This window comes from Paenibacillus sp. FSL R7-0273, assembly GCF_000758625.1.
In the GTDB taxonomy this organism is placed as follows: Bacteria; Bacillota; Bacilli; order Paenibacillales; family Paenibacillaceae; genus Paenibacillus_AQ.
In genome coordinates this window covers 4,410,179-4,426,398 of the sequence record NZ_CP009283.1, presented here as the reverse complement: position 1 = coordinate 4,426,398, position 16,220 = coordinate 4,410,179, and the positions used below count along the sequence as shown (strand labels likewise).

Annotated in this window: 19 protein-coding genes; all 19 read left to right on the top strand. The window is 48.9% G+C overall.

Annotation, left to right across the window (positions count from 1 at the left end; all coding sequences use genetic code 11):
- Positions 1-5 precede the first annotated feature (5 nt).
- Positions 6-449, top strand: a complete 444-nt coding sequence (gene fliJ / locus R70723_RS18855; protein WP_039874286.1) for a flagellar export protein FliJ — start codon at positions 6-8, stop codon at positions 447-449.
- Positions 450-467: 18 nt separating this feature from the next.
- Positions 468-1,409: a MotE family protein gene (locus R70723_RS18850; RefSeq protein WP_052421383.1), complete on the top strand. Its 942-nt coding sequence runs from the start codon at positions 468-470 to the stop codon at positions 1,407-1,409.
- A gap of 27 nt (positions 1,410-1,436) precedes the next feature.
- A complete protein-coding gene (locus R70723_RS32180) occupies positions 1,437-2,966 on the top strand; it encodes a flagellar hook-length control protein FliK (protein ID WP_052421382.1) in 1,530 nt (509 codons plus the stop codon).
- A gap of 27 nt (positions 2,967-2,993) precedes the next feature.
- Positions 2,994-3,488: a flagellar hook assembly protein FlgD gene (gene flgD / locus R70723_RS18840; protein WP_039874284.1), complete on the top strand. Its 495-nt coding sequence runs from the start codon at positions 2,994-2,996 to the stop codon at positions 3,486-3,488.
- Positions 3,485-3,868, top strand: a complete 384-nt coding sequence (locus tag R70723_RS18835; RefSeq protein ID WP_039874280.1) for a TIGR02530 family flagellar biosynthesis protein — start codon at positions 3,485-3,487, stop codon at positions 3,866-3,868. Before flgD ends, R70723_RS18835 begins: the two co-directional genes overlap by 4 nt.
- A 122-nt stretch (positions 3,869-3,990) precedes the next feature.
- Entirely contained in the window at positions 3,991-4,809 is an 819-nt protein-coding gene (gene flgG / locus R70723_RS18830; RefSeq protein WP_039874277.1) for a flagellar basal body rod protein FlgG, read from the top strand.
- 120 nt (positions 4,810-4,929) lie between these two features.
- The gene (locus R70723_RS18825; protein WP_039874275.1) at positions 4,930-5,154 is read left to right on the top strand and encodes a flagellar FlbD family protein; all 225 of its coding nucleotides are present in this window, start codon (positions 4,930-4,932) and stop codon (positions 5,152-5,154) included.
- On the top strand, positions 5,151-5,618 hold the full coding sequence (locus R70723_RS18820; RefSeq protein ID WP_039874273.1) for a flagellar basal body-associated FliL family protein: 468 nt from the start codon (positions 5,151-5,153) through the stop codon (positions 5,616-5,618). Before R70723_RS18825 ends, R70723_RS18820 begins: the two co-directional genes overlap by 4 nt.
- A gap of 39 nt (positions 5,619-5,657) precedes the next feature.
- Positions 5,658-6,656: a flagellar motor switch protein FliM gene (gene fliM, locus R70723_RS18815; RefSeq protein ID WP_039874265.1), complete on the top strand. Its 999-nt coding sequence runs from the start codon at positions 5,658-5,660 to the stop codon at positions 6,654-6,656.
- The gene (gene fliY / locus R70723_RS18810; protein ID WP_039874262.1) at positions 6,646-7,974 is read left to right on the top strand and encodes a flagellar motor switch phosphatase FliY; all 1,329 of its coding nucleotides are present in this window, start codon (positions 6,646-6,648) and stop codon (positions 7,972-7,974) included. Before fliM ends, fliY begins: the two co-directional genes overlap by 11 nt.
- Before the next feature lie 26 nt (positions 7,975-8,000).
- Positions 8,001-8,366, top strand: a complete 366-nt coding sequence (locus R70723_RS18805) for a response regulator (protein WP_039874260.1) — start codon at positions 8,001-8,003, stop codon at positions 8,364-8,366.
- 13 nt (positions 8,367-8,379) lie between these two features.
- Positions 8,380-8,907, top strand: coding sequence for a flagellar biosynthetic protein FliO (locus R70723_RS18800; RefSeq protein WP_039874258.1), 528 nt, complete (start codon positions 8,380-8,382; stop codon positions 8,905-8,907).
- Positions 8,904-9,671 (top strand): flagellar type III secretion system pore protein FliP, encoded by a 768-nt coding sequence (fliP, locus tag R70723_RS18795; protein WP_039874256.1) that lies wholly within the window; start codon positions 8,904-8,906, stop codon positions 9,669-9,671. Before R70723_RS18800 ends, fliP begins: the two co-directional genes overlap by 4 nt.
- 21 nt (positions 9,672-9,692) lie before the next feature.
- The gene (fliQ, locus tag R70723_RS18790; protein ID WP_039874253.1) at positions 9,693-9,962 is read left to right on the top strand and encodes a flagellar biosynthesis protein FliQ; all 270 of its coding nucleotides are present in this window, start codon (positions 9,693-9,695) and stop codon (positions 9,960-9,962) included.
- A 10-nt stretch (positions 9,963-9,972) separates the two neighbouring features.
- Positions 9,973-10,758 carry a flagellar biosynthetic protein FliR gene (gene fliR, locus R70723_RS18785; RefSeq protein WP_039874251.1) on the top strand — a complete coding sequence of 262 codons (786 nt, stop codon included), beginning with the start codon at positions 9,973-9,975 and terminating at the stop codon, positions 10,756-10,758.
- 24 nt (positions 10,759-10,782) lie between these two features.
- Positions 10,783-11,877 carry a flagellar biosynthesis protein FlhB gene (flhB, locus tag R70723_RS18780; RefSeq protein WP_039874250.1) on the top strand — a complete coding sequence of 365 codons (1,095 nt, stop codon included), beginning with the start codon at positions 10,783-10,785 and terminating at the stop codon, positions 11,875-11,877.
- Positions 11,878-11,897: 20 nt separating this feature from the next.
- On the top strand, positions 11,898-13,931 hold the full coding sequence (gene flhA / locus R70723_RS18775; RefSeq protein WP_039874248.1) for a flagellar biosynthesis protein FlhA: 2,034 nt from the start codon (positions 11,898-11,900) through the stop codon (positions 13,929-13,931).
- Complete coding sequence (gene flhF / locus R70723_RS18770; protein WP_039874246.1) at positions 13,928-15,331, top strand: flagellar biosynthesis GTPase FlhF; 1,404 nt, start codon at positions 13,928-13,930, stop codon at positions 15,329-15,331. The genes flhA and flhF overlap by 4 nt, the downstream gene beginning before the upstream one ends.
- A complete protein-coding gene (locus R70723_RS18765) occupies positions 15,328-16,209 on the top strand; it encodes a MinD/ParA family protein (protein WP_039874243.1) in 882 nt (293 codons plus the stop codon). Before flhF ends, R70723_RS18765 begins: the two co-directional genes overlap by 4 nt.
- Positions 16,210-16,220 lie beyond the last annotated feature (11 nt).

Here is a 16,220-nt window from a genome sequence, read left to right as displayed (position 1 = left end):
AGGCAATGAGGTTCCATTATACTTTTCAAAAAGTTGTGGACTTGAAGGGCAACGAGAAAACACAGGCAGAGTGGATGCTCTCAACTGCACTCGGAGAACTGCAGGCACAGGAAAAAAGCCTTGATGAATTAATGGCCCAGCGCAGTTCACTGATGCTGTCGCTGCAGAACGCAGCTGAACAAAAAACGCCGATGGCTAAAATTATTGAAATGCAGCATTATGTGCAGTACCTGGATTCCTGTATTGCCCGCAAGCATACAGACATCAGACGTGCCCACCAGGAGGTTCAGCACAAGCAGGATCACCTTAGCACAAAGGTACTGGATGAGAAGGTCTGGCTGAAGGCCAGAGACAAGGCACAGAATATTTTTCAGCAGGATATGATTTTACGGGAACAAAACGAACTGGATGAGATGGCTACCGTCCGCTTCGCGATGAAATCCCTCTAACCCGGGAGGTTTCCGCCAGTGGCTAATAATGATATGGAACTTGAAAATGAAGAGTCGGCAAGCAAATTTGAGCGATTTTTGTTCTTGATGATACCGATTATTTTTACGCTCGTGCTGCTTGGAGTGCTGCTGACTCTTTTTAATATGGATATCCGCAACAAAGCGCTGGAAGTGGGGAATAAGCTCCCTTTTGTCAGTCAATGGATTCCTGATCCCCCTGCCGAGCCGGGAGGTGAAGCGGCAGAAGAAGAAGGAGGCAAGGAGCAGGCGGAAAGCTCAGAATCAACGATCAAGGAGCTCAAAGCCCAGCTTGCCGAAAAAGATGCGCAGCTGCAACAGATTAACAACGAGAAGACAGAGCAGGCAACACAGGTTGAAGCGCTGCAAAAGCAGATTGACACGATGACGGCAGAGGCTGCAGCGGCGAAGGCTGCTGTGGAGGAAGAGGATCCCTATCAGGACAAGGTGACTGAGCTTGCTAAGCTGTATTCAGGCATGAAGGCTTCCAAGGCAGCGCCGATTATGGAGAATCTGACTGCAGAAGAGCAGGTGCAGATTTTGAGCGCGATGAACAACGCCAGCAAAACGGCCATTCTTGAAAAAATGGACCCGGAAATGGCGGCGGAAGTGTCAATAAAGCTAAAGGAATCCACTAATTCTACCGATATGGCTATTGCAGCCCTTCAATCAAGGCTCAAACAGAACCAGGCTGACACGGCTGCTGCTCCTGCGGCATCCGGCAATCTGGATCAGGAAAAGCTGAGCCAGACCTTTACGTCAATGCCGGCTGCAGAAGCGGCTGCACTGCTTAGTTCAATGTACACTGTGAGCCCGGACAAAGTAATCACGGTGCTGAATACGGTTGGTGATACTGTAAGATCCTCCATTTTGGCGGAAATGACCAAGAAGGACAGTGCCCTATCCGCAAAAATTCTGAACCGTCTGATGGGCGGTAAATAATTTGCTTGAAAGGAGGTGAAAACAAATATGAGTTTAGTTGTATCATCATTTTCCGCAGGCAATATGCTTCAGGCTGGCGGAGGTGCCGGAGCAGGCGGAACAGTTTCAGCTTCCGGGACGGCTGCGGCTGCAGGAGGCGCAGCAGCACAGCCATTTGCCCAGCAGCTCGTTCAGACAATGAACGGAGCAAACACCCAGGCTGGAGCAGCACCCCAGTCCGGAGGGATAGCTTCATTGCTTCAAGGTCTGCTGGCTGCTGTGCAGTCCGGCGGAGAAGAGGCAGATAGTGCCAGTCACATTGACTTGCTGCAAAATTTGACAGAGGATATGGAACAGCTTGATGAAAGCCTCGCTGCCGATCCGGCACTGCTGGCAGCACTTCAGGGCTGGCTTCTGCAGGTGACCCAGCTGCTATCAGGAAAGGGAGCACCAGATCAAGAGGGTGCTAATGAAGGTAACGGAAATGCCGTGCTTTCGCCGCTCGCCCAGAATCCTGAAACAATCCGTTTCGCGGTTCAGGATGAGCTTAACAGTTTGGTTACTATGCTGCAGCAGGCAAATGTGGAAGGGGATCAGGCACTAACAGGTTCGGGTGCTGAACTATTGAAACAGTTTTCCGCTATCATGACTGAAGCGGCTGCTACTGAGAACAAAGCCAAGAGCAAAGGTTCGAATCACACAGATTCCGCAGCTCTTGTGCCTGTCAAAAACAATGTCGCAGCAGACAACGGAGGCAAATCGCAGCCATCTGAAAAAGTGGTTCCGGTTCTTGTTAATTCATCGGCAGCTACAACTGCTGCAACCATTACACCCCCTGCAATTCCGGCAGGTACTGGTGAACGGTCTGATGTAAATCCTCTGGCACCTGTAGCTAATGCAGCAAATGCAACAGAAGAGAACAGCATTTCCGTATTGACCAAAACACCTCTTGCTGCAGAAAGTGGCAATTCCGCTAAAGCAGAAGAGTCTGTGCCAGAAGTGAGAGCAACTGCTGACAGTAATGATGTAGTGACCGCAGGCCAATTATTAATTAGAGAAGGCCTCGCAGCACCGCTAAAGGCTGAATCACCAAAGGTACCCGTCAGTCAATTTGCCCAGCAGATGGATACGTTTATCAGCGGCAAACTTGAAATAGTACGTAAAGGCGGAATAGCCGAGGCGATTATTACCTTGTTCCCTGAAAATCTGGGGCAGGTTGATGTGAAGATTACAATGCAGAACGGGAATTTGATTGCCCAGTTTGCAACAGTTCATTCCGGGGCCAAAGAAATGCTGGAGCAGCAGATGAGCCAGCTTCGGGCTGCTTTACAATCTCAGGGGATTCAGGTAGAAAAGCTTGAAGTAACACAAAGCACACCGCTTTTCTCCCAGTTCAATGGACAACAGGGACGCCAGCAAAATTCAGGCGGCCAGCAAAACGGCAGCTCCAGAGACCGGCGTGAAGATATCGGGGATGCAGTGCTCGCTGCTGAGCTGAACGGAGAGTTCAAGGAATGGGCGGTGAATAACCGGCAGGAAATTCGCAACCAGGATGGCAGCTTTTCGGCCAAGGCATAGCTTTATGAAAAGTGAGGTGAATTTTTAATGGCATCAACAACTCCAGTATCAAATAATAACCAGTGGAATTACGTGGCAAACAATTCTGATACGGCCAAAACAACAGGCAACTCCACACTGGGTAAAGACCAGTTCCTGAAAATACTGATTACCCAGCTGCAGAATCAGGACCCGATGCAGCCGATGGAGGATAAGGAATTTATTGCCCAGATGGCCCAGTTCTCGTCAGTAGAGCAATTAATGAATATATCAACACAGCTCACCGCCATGAATCAGTCCCTCGGCTCTGTCTCTGGTCTGATCGGCAAGGACATTACCTGGAATGATGCTTCTACAGAGCTGCCGAAGTCAGGCAATGTAGAATCTATCGTGGTCAGCGGCGGGATACAATATGCAGTTGTAGGCAGTGAACGTATTGCTCTCACAAACATTACACAGATTCAGAACGCAGCTCTAAAAGTGGAAACTGTGAGCGGCAATGAGGCAGAAGTAAACAGCGGGGAGAGCGGGGCGATCATATGAACGAACGGCTGACTATAGGCCAGCTGTATCCAGGTACGGTTCATCCGCAGGCGCTCAGACGGTCACCAACGGCTAAAAGCGGTACAGGCAGTGAGGCAAGCTTTGAAAGTGTATTGCAGAATAACATGCTTAAGTTCAGCAATCATGCCGCCAAACGGCTTGAGCAGCGGGGAATTGAGCTTGGCAGCCGCCAGCTGGACCAGATTTCAAATGCTGTAGAGAAGGCAGCAGCTAAGGGCAGCAAGGAATCTCTGATTCTTATGAAGGATATGGCACTTATTGTAAGTGTACCGAACCGTACAGTGGTAACAGCAATGGATGGCAGTTCAATGAAGGACAATGTATTTACGCAAATTGATAGTGCAGTAATCATTTCTTAACCGGCCGGTCCTAACCGGAGAGCCGGAATGGCCGCCGACCGACTGACGCGGCCATGTCAGAATGTATCTATACAACATTTATAAAGAGTCAGCTGACTCTCAATCTAGGGGGACAATAATCAATGTTAAGATCTATGTATTCAGGTGTTTCGGGTATGCGCGGATTTCAGACAAAGCTGGATGTTATCGGTAACAACATTGCCAACGTGAATACAATCGGCTTTAAATCGGGACGGGTTATGTTCAAGGATATTATGAGCCAGACCATCTCCGGTGTTTCAGCGCCGGTAGATGGCGGCCAAGGCGGAGTGAATGCCAAACAGATCGGACTTGGTGTAAGTATTGGCTCTGTTGATACTCTACATCTGGCAGGCAGTGCGATGACTACTAACAATCCTACCGATCTGCGGATCGACGGGGACGGCTTCTTCCTGGTCCGGCTATCCGATGATCAGGAAACTCCGTTTCTGACCCGTGCCGGTGACTTCCATGTAGATGCTAACCGTAACCTGATTACCTCTGACGGTATGCACGTCCTGAGTTCTGACAGTGAAGCAATTCAGCTTGGTGAGGATGTAACGGCCTTCTCAATATCAAGTGACGGCACCATTGTGCAGACAATGGCTGACGGTACGACGGAAGCCGGTGTGCAGATTGGTGTAGCAAAAGTAAGCAACCCGCAAGGTCTGGAAAAAATCGGCGGTAACCTGTTTCGGATGACACTTAACGCTAATGCGGAAGGCGAGCTTGTTCCGACCACCGCCAATGACGCCGAGGTTGGAACAGGTTCAATCGTTGCAGGCCAACTGGAAATGTCCAATGTCGATCTGACCGGTGAATTTACAGAGATGATCGTTACCCAGCGCGGGTTCCAGGCAAATTCCCGGATCATTACTACCTCCGATGAAGTTCTTCAGGAAGTTGTAAATCTGAAACGATAATTCTTTTAGCCTTCCTCGTAAACTTGCTGTATAATAGTAACGTTTCGCCTTCTGGCGTAACTGTTATTAAACCGTCGTGGGGGAGAAATCCTCCCCCTATTTTTTGTTAGGAGGCCTGTTATGATTTCGGTAACAAGATTGAACGGGGCGCCTATGTGGCTTAATGCGCTGCTCGTGGAAATGGTAGAAGAAAGCCCTGATACGTATATCACACTTGTAACAGGCAAAAGATTGATTGTGCTTGAGAAGGCAGAAGAGGTAATAACGAAGATTAGGGATTATAACAGGGACATAGGCACATATGCTGCCACCATTAAAGTCCAATCAATGGAGGAGCTTTCATGAAAAAGATGCTGCCATGGCTCATTACGATTTTACTGGCGATTACGCTTATTGTGGTTGCCGCATTTTTATTGATGGATAGGATATTTCCGAGTGATGTCAATGATGTAAATGCAGCCGTTCAGAATATGGAGGTTGAGAGATTGAGCGCTGACGAAATCGTTGAGCTGTCAACTGAAATTACAGACATCAAAACCAATCTTGCCGACCCCGATTATATCGTTCTAATAAATTTTGCATTTCAGCTGAATACCGTTAAGGCCAAGGAAGACTTTGAAAAGATCAAGGACCTCAAGATCAAACCGCTGCTGATCAAAACGCTTGCCGATACGAAGCCCGAGGAGCTGAACGGGGCGAACGGCAAGGATCAGCTGAGCAGCAAACTGGTAAATCTGATTAACAAGACCTTAACTGAAGGCAAGCTGACCCAGGTTGAAGTGACCAACTTCATCATGACTTCCATTTAGCTGCTGACAGGATAATTCCTTGATAGGGGGGTGAATAAATTGGTTGATGTACTATCACAAAACGAAATTGATGCTCTGCTTGCCGCACTATCTTCCGGTGAAATGGATGCTGACGAGCTCAAAAAAGAAGAAACCCAGAAAAGAATCCGCTCTTACGATTTCAAACGGGCTGTACGCTTTTCGAAGGATCATATCCGCAGCCTTACACGTATCCATGACAATTTCGCCCGCTATCTTACAACCTATTTTTCGGCCCAATTACGCACCTTCGTACAGATCAATGTCGTTCAAGTAGAGCAGCTCCCTTATGATGAGTTTATCCGCTCCATACCCAAGATGACGATTCTGAACATTTTCGAGGCGGAGCCGCTGGAAGGCCGCATGGTTATGGAAGTGCATCCGAATATTGCGTTTGCAATGCTGGACAGAATGCTTGGCGGGTTCGGCACAGCTCCTACCAAAATTACTGCATTGACCGAAATCGAAACAACCATTATGGAAAGAATCTTCAGCAGATGCTTTGAGAGTCTGCAGGAGGCCTGGAAAACGGTCCTTGACATTAGTCCAAGGATGGAGGGGCTCGAGACCAATCCGCAATTTATGCAGATCGTGTCGCCGAATGAAACGATCGCCCTGATATCCCTGAGCACCAAAATCGGGGATACCACCGGGATGATCAACCTCTGTATCCCGCACGTTGTTCTGGAGCCGATCATGTCAAGGCTTTCTGTCCATCAATGGTTTGTATCAGAGAAGAAGGTCAGGGATGAAGTTGAATTAGAGGCGATAAGGTCGAGAGTTAACATGGCACAGCTGCCAATTGTAGCAGAGCTAGGCGAATCGAGGTTATCCATTGCTGAATTTCTCGGGCTTAGTGTCGGCGACGTTATCTCTCTGAACAAAACGGTGGACGCAGGCTTGTCCATTAAAGTAGGGGACAGGCTGAAATTTATCGGAAGCCCCGGGATGATAAAGGATCGTGTGGCTGTACAAATAGACGAGATTGTCAGTGAAGGAGTTGAAGAGTTTGACGAGTAAAGATTATTTATCCCAGGAAGAAATCGATGCTCTTCTCAGACAATCTGCGGAAGGCTCTCTGGCACCCCAGATCAAGACAGTAGATGATTTTCTGACCCCGTTTGAGCAGGATGCCTTAGGGGAAATCGGTAATATTACATTCGGCAGTGCGGCAACTGCGCTTTCTACCCTGCTCGGCAAAAAGGTTGATATCACTACTCCAAAGGTATCGATTATTACGCGCAGCGAGTTTGAAGAGGCTTTCCCGAAACCGCATGTAGCCGTACATGTTCAGTATGTGGACGGGTTCCAGGGAATCAACTCACTGGTTATCAAAATCAGGGACGCCCAGGTTATCGCCGACCTCATGCTTGGCGGAGAAGGTGAACCCAAGGATGAAGAGCTGAACGAAATTCATATCAGCGCCGTGCAGGAAGCTATGAACCAGATGATGGGTTCCTCTGCAACCTCCATGTCAACCATTTTCAACAGGTTTGTTAATATTTCCCCTCCGGGTATTGATATTCTCAATATGTCGAGTGGTGAAGGCGTCGGCAGTCTGCCCGATGATGAAACCTTGATTCAAATCTCCTTCCGCCTAAAGATTGGAGAGCTGATTGATTCAACGATTATGCAGCTCCTGCCTGTGCAGTTTGCCAAGGATATGGTAACCATGCTGCTCGGCGATGTCGGCCAGCCGGAGCAGGAGACTGCAGCAGCGCGGACGGAAGCGCCGCCGGCGCCAGCCGCCTCTGCACCTCCTGCTGCTGAGCCGGCACCGCAAGCACCTCCGGCTCAGCAGGCTCCGCCTCCGCAGGGAGGAATCCCGCCACAATATCCGCCGCAGGGAATGCCGCCTTACCCGGGTATGGAGGGAGGATACTATTATCCTCCGGCAGGGATGCCCGCTTACGGTATGCCGGGCATGCCTCCTTATGGCATGCCGCAATACGGTATGCCGCCGCAGGGAATGCCATATGATCAGGCTCCTCCGCAGACACCGCCGCCAAACCGTAACGTAAATGTGCAGCCTGTACAGTTTGCTAACCTGAACACAGGGGCTTTTGGCAATGTGGATGAAAATAATTTAAATTTATTGATGGACATACCACTGAGAGTAACCGTAGAATTAGGAAGGACCCAAAAGCAGATCAAAGATATTCTGGAAATGTCACAAGGTTCGATTATCGAGCTGGACAAGCTGGCTGGTGAGCCTGTGGACATTCTGGTTAACAACAAGCTGATCGCCAAAGGGGAAGTCGTAGTTATCGACGAAAACTTCGGGGTTCGCGTTACGGATATCGTCAGCCAGTGGGACCGAATCCAAAAATTACAATAAACATACTTAGGGAGGATTTTTTTAAAATGGCTAACCGAATTCTAATCGTGGACGATGCAGCATTTATGAGAATGATGATCCGTGACATTTTGTCGAAAAACGGATTTGAGGTAGTAGGAGAAGCGCAGGACGGTTCGCAGGCAATCGAGAAGTTTAAAGAGCTGCGCCCTGACCTGATTACAATGGACATTACAATGCCTGAAATGGACGGAATTGCCGCCCTGAAGGAAATTAAAAAAGTGGATGCCAACGCCAAAGTCATCATGTGCTCAGCCATGGGTCAGCAGGCTATGGTTATTGATGCCATTCAAGCCGGAGCGAAGGACTTTATTGTGAAGCCTTTCCAGGCAGACCGTGTTGTTGAAGCAATCAACAAAACGCTGGGCGTATAGGCTGGAATAGGGCATGCTAGCCAATTCCGGAATGCTCGGAGACAGCAATCCCCTGCTGAGTTTAATTAAGGTTATTTTTGTGCTTGCCATCATTGTTGTAATTATTGTGCTGCTGATCCGGTTTCTCGGTCGCCGCAACCAGACTTTAATGAGCGGGCAATCCATCCGGACGCTTGGAGCGGCCGGCATGGGCCCTAACAAGTCGGTGCAGATACTGGAGATCGGCGGCAGTCTCTACTTAATCGGGGTCGGTGAGAATATAACCATTCTGGATAAAATCACGGATCCCGCCGAAGTAGCACTTATAGTATCAAGATTTGAGGATCAGGCGGCAGGGCAAAACAATTTTCTCATGCCGCTCCTGTCCAAGGTGAAGGCGAAGATGCGCGGAGAAGTACCTTCACAGGAAATCGAACTAAATGAAACATCCACTTTTTATGAGACCTTGCAATCCAAGCTTGCGCAGGCGCCTGAGCGTAAAGAGAAAATGGAAGAGCTTCTCCGGGATGATAGTCTTAAGGATGAGTCGAGGAACTTATGAACAAAAAGCTGATTCTTTCTTTTCTGTTGCTCGGTATTTTCAGTATGCTGCTCTTACATCCGATTCACGCAGATCCTATTCCGAATATTAACATTCAGGTCGGAGACGGTGACGGTACAGCCGGCGGGGGAACCAGTTCCCTCTCAATTTTGCTCCTTGTGACCGTTTTGAGTGTCGCCCCGGCTTTTTTAGTCCTTATGACCAGCTTTACAAGAATAGTTATTGTGCTGGGCTTCGTCAGAACCTCTCTTGGGACACAGCAGATGCCTCCGAACCAGGTACTGGTGGGGTTGGCGCTGTTTCTTACCCTGTTTATAATGTCACCTACGCTTTCACAGGTGAATGAGCAGGCGTTACAGCCATATATGAACGGGACCCTTACCCAATCCGAGGCGCTCGACAAAGCTGCCGATCCGATGAAGGAATTTATGTTTAAGCAGACGAACACTAAGGATTTGCTGCTGTTTATGAATTATACGGGCAGCAACGCTACGGTTAAGCCTGAAACCTACAGCGATATTCCGCTTACCGTTATGGTGCCTGCGTTTGCCATCGGTGAAATGAAAAAGGCATTTATGATGGGGTTCATGATTTTTATCCCGTTTTTGATTATTGATATTGTAGTTTCAAGTACTCTGATGGCTATGGGGATGATGATGCTTCCGCCGGTCATGATCTCATTACCCTTCAAAATAATGCTCTTCGTACTGGTCGACGGCTGGTATCTGGTCGTTCAGTCACTGCTGCTTAGTTTCAACACCTGACAATAAGAGGAGGCGTATGGGATGAATGCGGAGTTTATCATCGGTCTGGCAGGCCAAGCCGTATATTTGATTCTTGAGACAAGTGCTCCCATGCTGATTCTTGGTCTGGTGGTGGGACTGATCGTCAGTATCTTTCAGGCAACAACGCAGATTCAGGAGCAGACCTTGGCCTTTGTTCCAAAAATTGTTGCTGTACTAATGGCCTTGCTGATTTTCGGGCCTTGGATTATTACTAAGCTCGTAGATTTTACCCGTCAAATTTTGGGCAGTCTTTATATGTATATCGGTTAGGGTTATGGATATGGAGACACTGCTGCAAAGTTTTCCTGTCTTTCTGCTGATTTTTTGTCGAATTACCTCCTTTTTTGTTGTAGTTCCGGTGTTTTCTTCACGGAGCGTGCCAATGCAGTTCAAAATCGGATTGTCTTTTTTTGTTGCCATGGTGGTATTTAGCTCAGGCGGGACTAGTATCACGGTTCCACAGGATCTGACTTATATCATCCTTATTATCAGAGAAGTGTTAATCGGACTGCTGCTGGGATTTCTCGGTTATCTGATGTTTATGACGATTCAGGCGGCCGGTTCATTTATTGATATTCAAATCGGCTTCGGTATCGCTAACGTAATAGATCCGATGACAGGTTCCTCAGCCCCGATTTTTGGTAACTTCAAATTTATGATAGCGTTGACCATGTTTGTCATTATGAATGGTCACCACTATTTGCTTGATGCCATCATTTACAGCTATAACTGGGTGCCTATCGATAACAACCTGTTTGTCAAAATGTTAGACGGTAGCCTGTCGGATTTTCTGGTGCGAAGCTTTGCACAATCGTTTATGCTGGCTTTTCAAATGTCTGCGCCGTTAGTCACAGCATTGTTTCTTACAGATGTCGGCTTGGCTTTCCTGGCACGAACCGCCCCGCAATATAATGTGTTTGTAATTGGAGTTCCGCTTAAAATTATTGTAGGTCTAGCATTGTTCCTGATTCTAATGCCAAGCCTCGCATTCTTGTTTCAGAACCTTTACGACATCATGTTTGAGTCAATGCAAAACCTTCTAAAGCTTCTGGGCAATAGTCCTTAGCTGATTGTTGGGAGTGACAGGAATATGCCAGACATCAAGCGCTATAAGCTTGATCTTCAGCTTTTCGGGGGCGACAAGACGGAAAAGGCAACCCCTAAGAAACGTCAGGATGCCCGTAAAAAGGGACAAATAGCCAAGAGCCCTGAGGTCTCAGGTGCGGTTGTGCTGTTGGCTGCAGTGCTCAGCCTGACTATATTCGGCGGGTTTATGAAAAAACATGTGCTTACGCTGTTTCTGGATGTTTTTCAAAACCGGATGGAAATGGATGTAACCGCGGAAAATGTAGCACGCATGTTCAACGAATATGGGCTGCAGATTTTAATTCTGCTTGCTCCTTTGCTTGGTATTACCTTTGTGCTTGCATTAATTGCTAATTATGCCCAGGTTGGATTTATGGCGACAGGCGAAGGAATAACCCCGAAATTCAGCAAAATCAACCCGATCAAAGGCTTCAAAAATATCTTCTCTATGCGTTCTTTTGTAGAGTTCCTTAAATCGATCTTTAAACTTGTGATTATTACCTACCTGGTGTACAGCACGCTATGGGGTGAAAAGGAGAGCTTTGCCTCCCTGTCACGTATTGATGCGGAAGGGACTTTTAATTTTGCCGCGAAACTGACTATGAATTTAGGCATCAAAATTGGAGTTGCTCTGTTCATAATGGCTGTCTTCGACTATATGTACCAGAAATATGAGCATGAAAAAAGCTTACGGATGTCCAAGCAGGACATCAAGGACGAATACAAAAAAATGGAAGGCGATCCTATTATAAAAGGTAAGATAAGGGAACGCCAGCGCCGGATGGCCATGCAGCGGATGATGCAGGAAGTACCGAAAGCGGATGTTATTATTACAAATCCTACGCATTTTGCGGTTGCCCTGAAATATGACGGCTCCAAGATGGAAGCGCCTGAGATTGTCGCCAAGGGTCAGGATTATGTAGCGCTCCGCATCAGGGAAATGGCCAAGGAGCACGGCGTCATGACTATCGAGAATAAGCCGCTGGCACGGGCATTATTCCAAAGGGCAGAGATCGGGGATGTTGTTCCCCAGGACCTGTTCCAGGCGGTTGCCGAAGTGCTGGCCTATGTATATAAGCTTAAAGGCAAGAGGAGATAAGCCGGGGGAGGAAGAGGGCAGTGAAAGGTAAAGATCTAACAGTTCTGCTGGGCGTTATCGGCATAGTGCTTATGATGATTCTGCCCATCCCGGAATGGCTTCTGGATATATTACTGATTGTTAATATATCAATAGCACTCACAATAATTCTGGTAGCAATGAATACAAGGGATCCGTTGCAATTCTCAATTTTCCCCTCATTATTACTGATTACGACTTTGTTCCGGCTTGCGCTGAATATCTCAACCACCAAGCTGATTCTTTCCGAAGGTCATGCGGGTGAGGTTGTAGCAACATTCGGTGCCTGGATTGCCAGGGGACAGATCGCGATCGGTTTTATCGTGTTTCTGATTCTGGTTGTCGTCCAGTTTATTGTAATTACCAAAGGCTCCGAACGCGTTGCCGAGGTAGGCGCCCGGTTTACACTGGATGCGATGCCCGGTAAACAGATGAGTATCGATGCCGATTTGAATGCCGGAATGATTAATGAGCAGCAGGCCCGGGAACGCCGCCGTAATGTAGAGCGGGAAGCCGATTTCTTCGGGGCGATGGACGGTGCCAGTAAATTCGTAAAAGGTGACGCAATCGCCAGTATCATCATCCTCTTTATTAACCTCATCGGGGGGTTTATTATCGGGATGACGGTTCACGGGGATTCGTTTCAGGAGGCGCTTGCAACCTATTCCGTTCTGACTATCGGGGACGGTCTGGTCAGCCAGATTCCGGCACTGCTCATTTCAACAGCATCCGGTCTGATTGTTACACGCGCCGCATCTGAAGGTAATCTGGCTGAGGATCTCACTGGACAGCTACTGTCTTATCCGAAGCTATTGTATATTGTAGCTGTAACGATCGCTTTTCTAGGATTCTTCACTCCTATTACGGTAATGTCCACATTACCGCTGGCAGGACTTATGGCATATGCGGCCTACAGTATGGGTCAAAAGGCTAACAAACAACTGATTGCCGAAGAGCAGCTGGTTGAAGAAAAGCAAATCGAAGAAGTGCGGAGCCCGGAAAGTGTCATTAACCTGCTTACGGTTGATCCGATTGAGTTCGAGTTCGGCTATGGGCTGATTCCGCTGGCTGATACCGGACAGGGCGGAGATTTGCTTGACCGGATTATTATGATCAGGCGGCAATGCGCACTTGAAATGGGACTTGTTGTTCCGGTTATACGGATCCGCGACAATATTCAACTAAAACCGAATGAATATGTCATAAAAATTAAAGGGAATACCGTCGGCGGCGGTGAATTACTACTTAATCACTATCTCGCCATGAGTCCCGGGTATGATGATGAGTCGATTAACGGCATAGAAACTGTCGAACCGTCCTTTGGCCTTCCGGCCCTCTGGATCGATGAGACGGTTAAAGAGCGGGCTGAGCTGTCCGGCTATACCGTTGTAGATCCGCCTTCTGTTGTAGCAACACATCTGACGGAGCTGATCAAGCGTCACGGGCACGAGCTGCTCGGACGCCAGGAAACAAAACAGCTCGTCGACAATCTTCGCGAGAACTATCCTGTGCTGGTTGATGAACTTATTCCTTCAGTGCTGGCTATCGGTGATGTCCAGAAGGTACTGGGCAAGCTGCTGAGAGAAAAAATCTCGATCCGCGATCTGGTTACCATTTTTGAGACGCTTGCTGATTACGGAACTTATACCAAAGATCCGGATATTCTGACGGAATATGTCCGGCAGTCGCTTTCGAGACAGATTACCCAGCAGTTCTCCCAGACCGGAGAGACCCTGCGGGTCATTACTGTCGGGCCTAATCTGGAAAAGAAAATTTCCGAAAGCGTCCAGCAGACCGAGCAGGGCAGCTATCTGGCGCTAGATCCGGTTTCAACCCAAACTGTGTATCAGAGACTCACTGAACAGATTAACCGTCTCCTGCAATCCGGCCAGCAGCCGATTGTGCTGACATCCCCGACCATCCGGATGTATTTGCGCCAGGTGATTGAACGGACGATGCAGGATATTCCGGTATTATCCTACAGCGAGCTGGAGCCTAATATTGAAATTCAAAGCGTTGGGGTGGTGAACTTATGAGAGTGAAGCGTTATGTGGTAGACACAATGCCTGACGCGATGCAATCCATCCGAAGCGAGCTTGGCAGTGATGCCGTCATCCTCAGCACCAAGGAAGTTAAGGTCGGCGGATTTATGGGATTGTTCCAGAAAAAAAAGATAGAGGTTGTAGCTGCAGTGGAGGAGGCGCGTAAGCCGGCTGCTGCCGTAAGCGCACCGCCTGCACCGCCGAGCATACCGCGCAGCGCTGTGCCGCAGGCATACCAGAAGGCTGTTACAGCCACCCAGGGTCCGCCTAAGGAGAAACGGCCGGCAGCCGAGACGTTTGCCGCCGAAATAGCAGCGGCGCTGTCTGAGGGCAAGGAGGCCGGCGGCGGTGTGGCGGTGCTGCAGGCCGTTACGGAGGAGGAGTATCCCCGGCAGACTGAGCGGAGACCTGTTGCCCCGGAGCCGGCAACTCCCGCCAAAGAAGAAAAGCAGCGTTCGTTGTCGGCCCTTTACGAAAGCATGGATGCAGAGCTGGAGCCTGCCATTTCGACGGCGCTTGAAAGCGATGTGCTCCGTGAAATCAGGGATATGAAGCAATGGATGGAACGGATTGCCCGGTATTCCTCAAGCGGCATCGAGCTGCCGCAGATGCTGGATGAGCTGAAACGCCTGCTGATTGACCAGGATACGGATGCAGTGCTCGTAGAGGAATGGATCGGTACTATTTATGACCGCTGGAATGAGGAAGGCCGGACCTGGACTGCTGACCGGTTTACGGAGATGCTGCAGGAGCAGATTAACACGTTTCTGGCCGGAAGAATTGCCGGCGGGATTGCTGCTGATACCAGCATAGTCTATATCGCCGGACCGACCGGTGTCGGCAAGACAACCTCCATCGCCAAGCTGGCTGCGGAGCAGCTTTTTAAGCACGGCCGGAAGGTAGGACTTATTACTTCGGATACGTACCGGATTTCTGCAGTGGAGCAGCTGCGAACATACGCGGCTATTTTAAATATACCGCTGGAGGTTGTTCAGTCACCAGGTGATCTGCAAAGAGCGATGTTCCGCCTCGAGAGCTGTGACCTGGTATTAATGGATACAGCCGGGCGCAATTACCGTAATGAAATGTTTGTTGCCGAGCTCCAGAGCCTGCTGGCCAAGGAATTGAAGAGCGAAACCTTTCTTGTGCTGAGCATGACCTCCAAGAGCCGGGATATGAAATTAATTGCCGAGCATTTCGGCCGCTATCAGCTCGACAAGGTTATTTTTACCAAGCTGGATGAGACAGGCAGCTACGGGCCGCTGTTCAACGTGTTGAACGATTTTCCGCTCAAGCTGTCTTATCTGACGAACGGCCAGAATGTTCCGGATGATCTGCTGATGGCCTCCAAAGAATTGCTCAGTGAAATGCTGCTGGGAACAGGAGGCTCTTGATGGATCAGGCTCAATCTTTACGGCAGCTGGTATCCAGCCGGGATCCCAAACGCGAGCCCGGATCCGGGCCTACTGCCCGGATCATTACCGTGTGCAGCGGGAAGGGCGGTGTCGGCAAATCTAACTTCACGCTGAATTTCGCTTTGGCGCTGAAGGCGATGGGCAGACGGGTGCTTTTGTTCGATGCCGATATCGGGATGGCCAACATCGACGTGCTTATGGGAGTAACGGCTAAATACAATCTGTACCATCTGTTGAAAAGAGAAGCGGATATCGCTCAGATTATCCAGAACGGGCCCGGTGATCTGCCGTTTATTGCAGGAGGCTCAGGGATGGATGAGCTATTCTCGCTGTCTGAGAGCGACCTGAATTACTTCACGGCACAGATTGCCCAGATTGCTGATACTATGGACTTCATCCTGTTTGATACAGGTGCCGGTCTGTCGAAGGAAACGCTAAAATTTATAACCTCGGCTGATGATTGTCTGGTAGTTACTACACCGGAGCCAACCGCAATAACGGATGCATATGCACTTATGAAGGTTGTACACAATTCCCATCCTGACGTATCCTTCAAGCTGATTGTCAACCAGGCGGGGGATGAAAAGGAGGCAAGGAACACAGGCGATAAAATCCGCATGGCGGCAAGCCGGTTCCTGCAGCTGGACATCCCTTTTCTCGGATTCATCAGCAGTGATGCGCATGTGGTTCAGGCAGTCAAGAAACAAGTTCCATTCTCAGTGGCCTTTCCGAACAGTGCAGCAGCCAAAGACGTGCAACGGCTTGCCCTGAATTACCTCTCCGCCGAACCGGTGGAAACGACAAAGGTACAGGGCATCAAGGGATTTATCAACAAGTGGTTGAAGCGAAAACAGTAATTGTTCAGAAT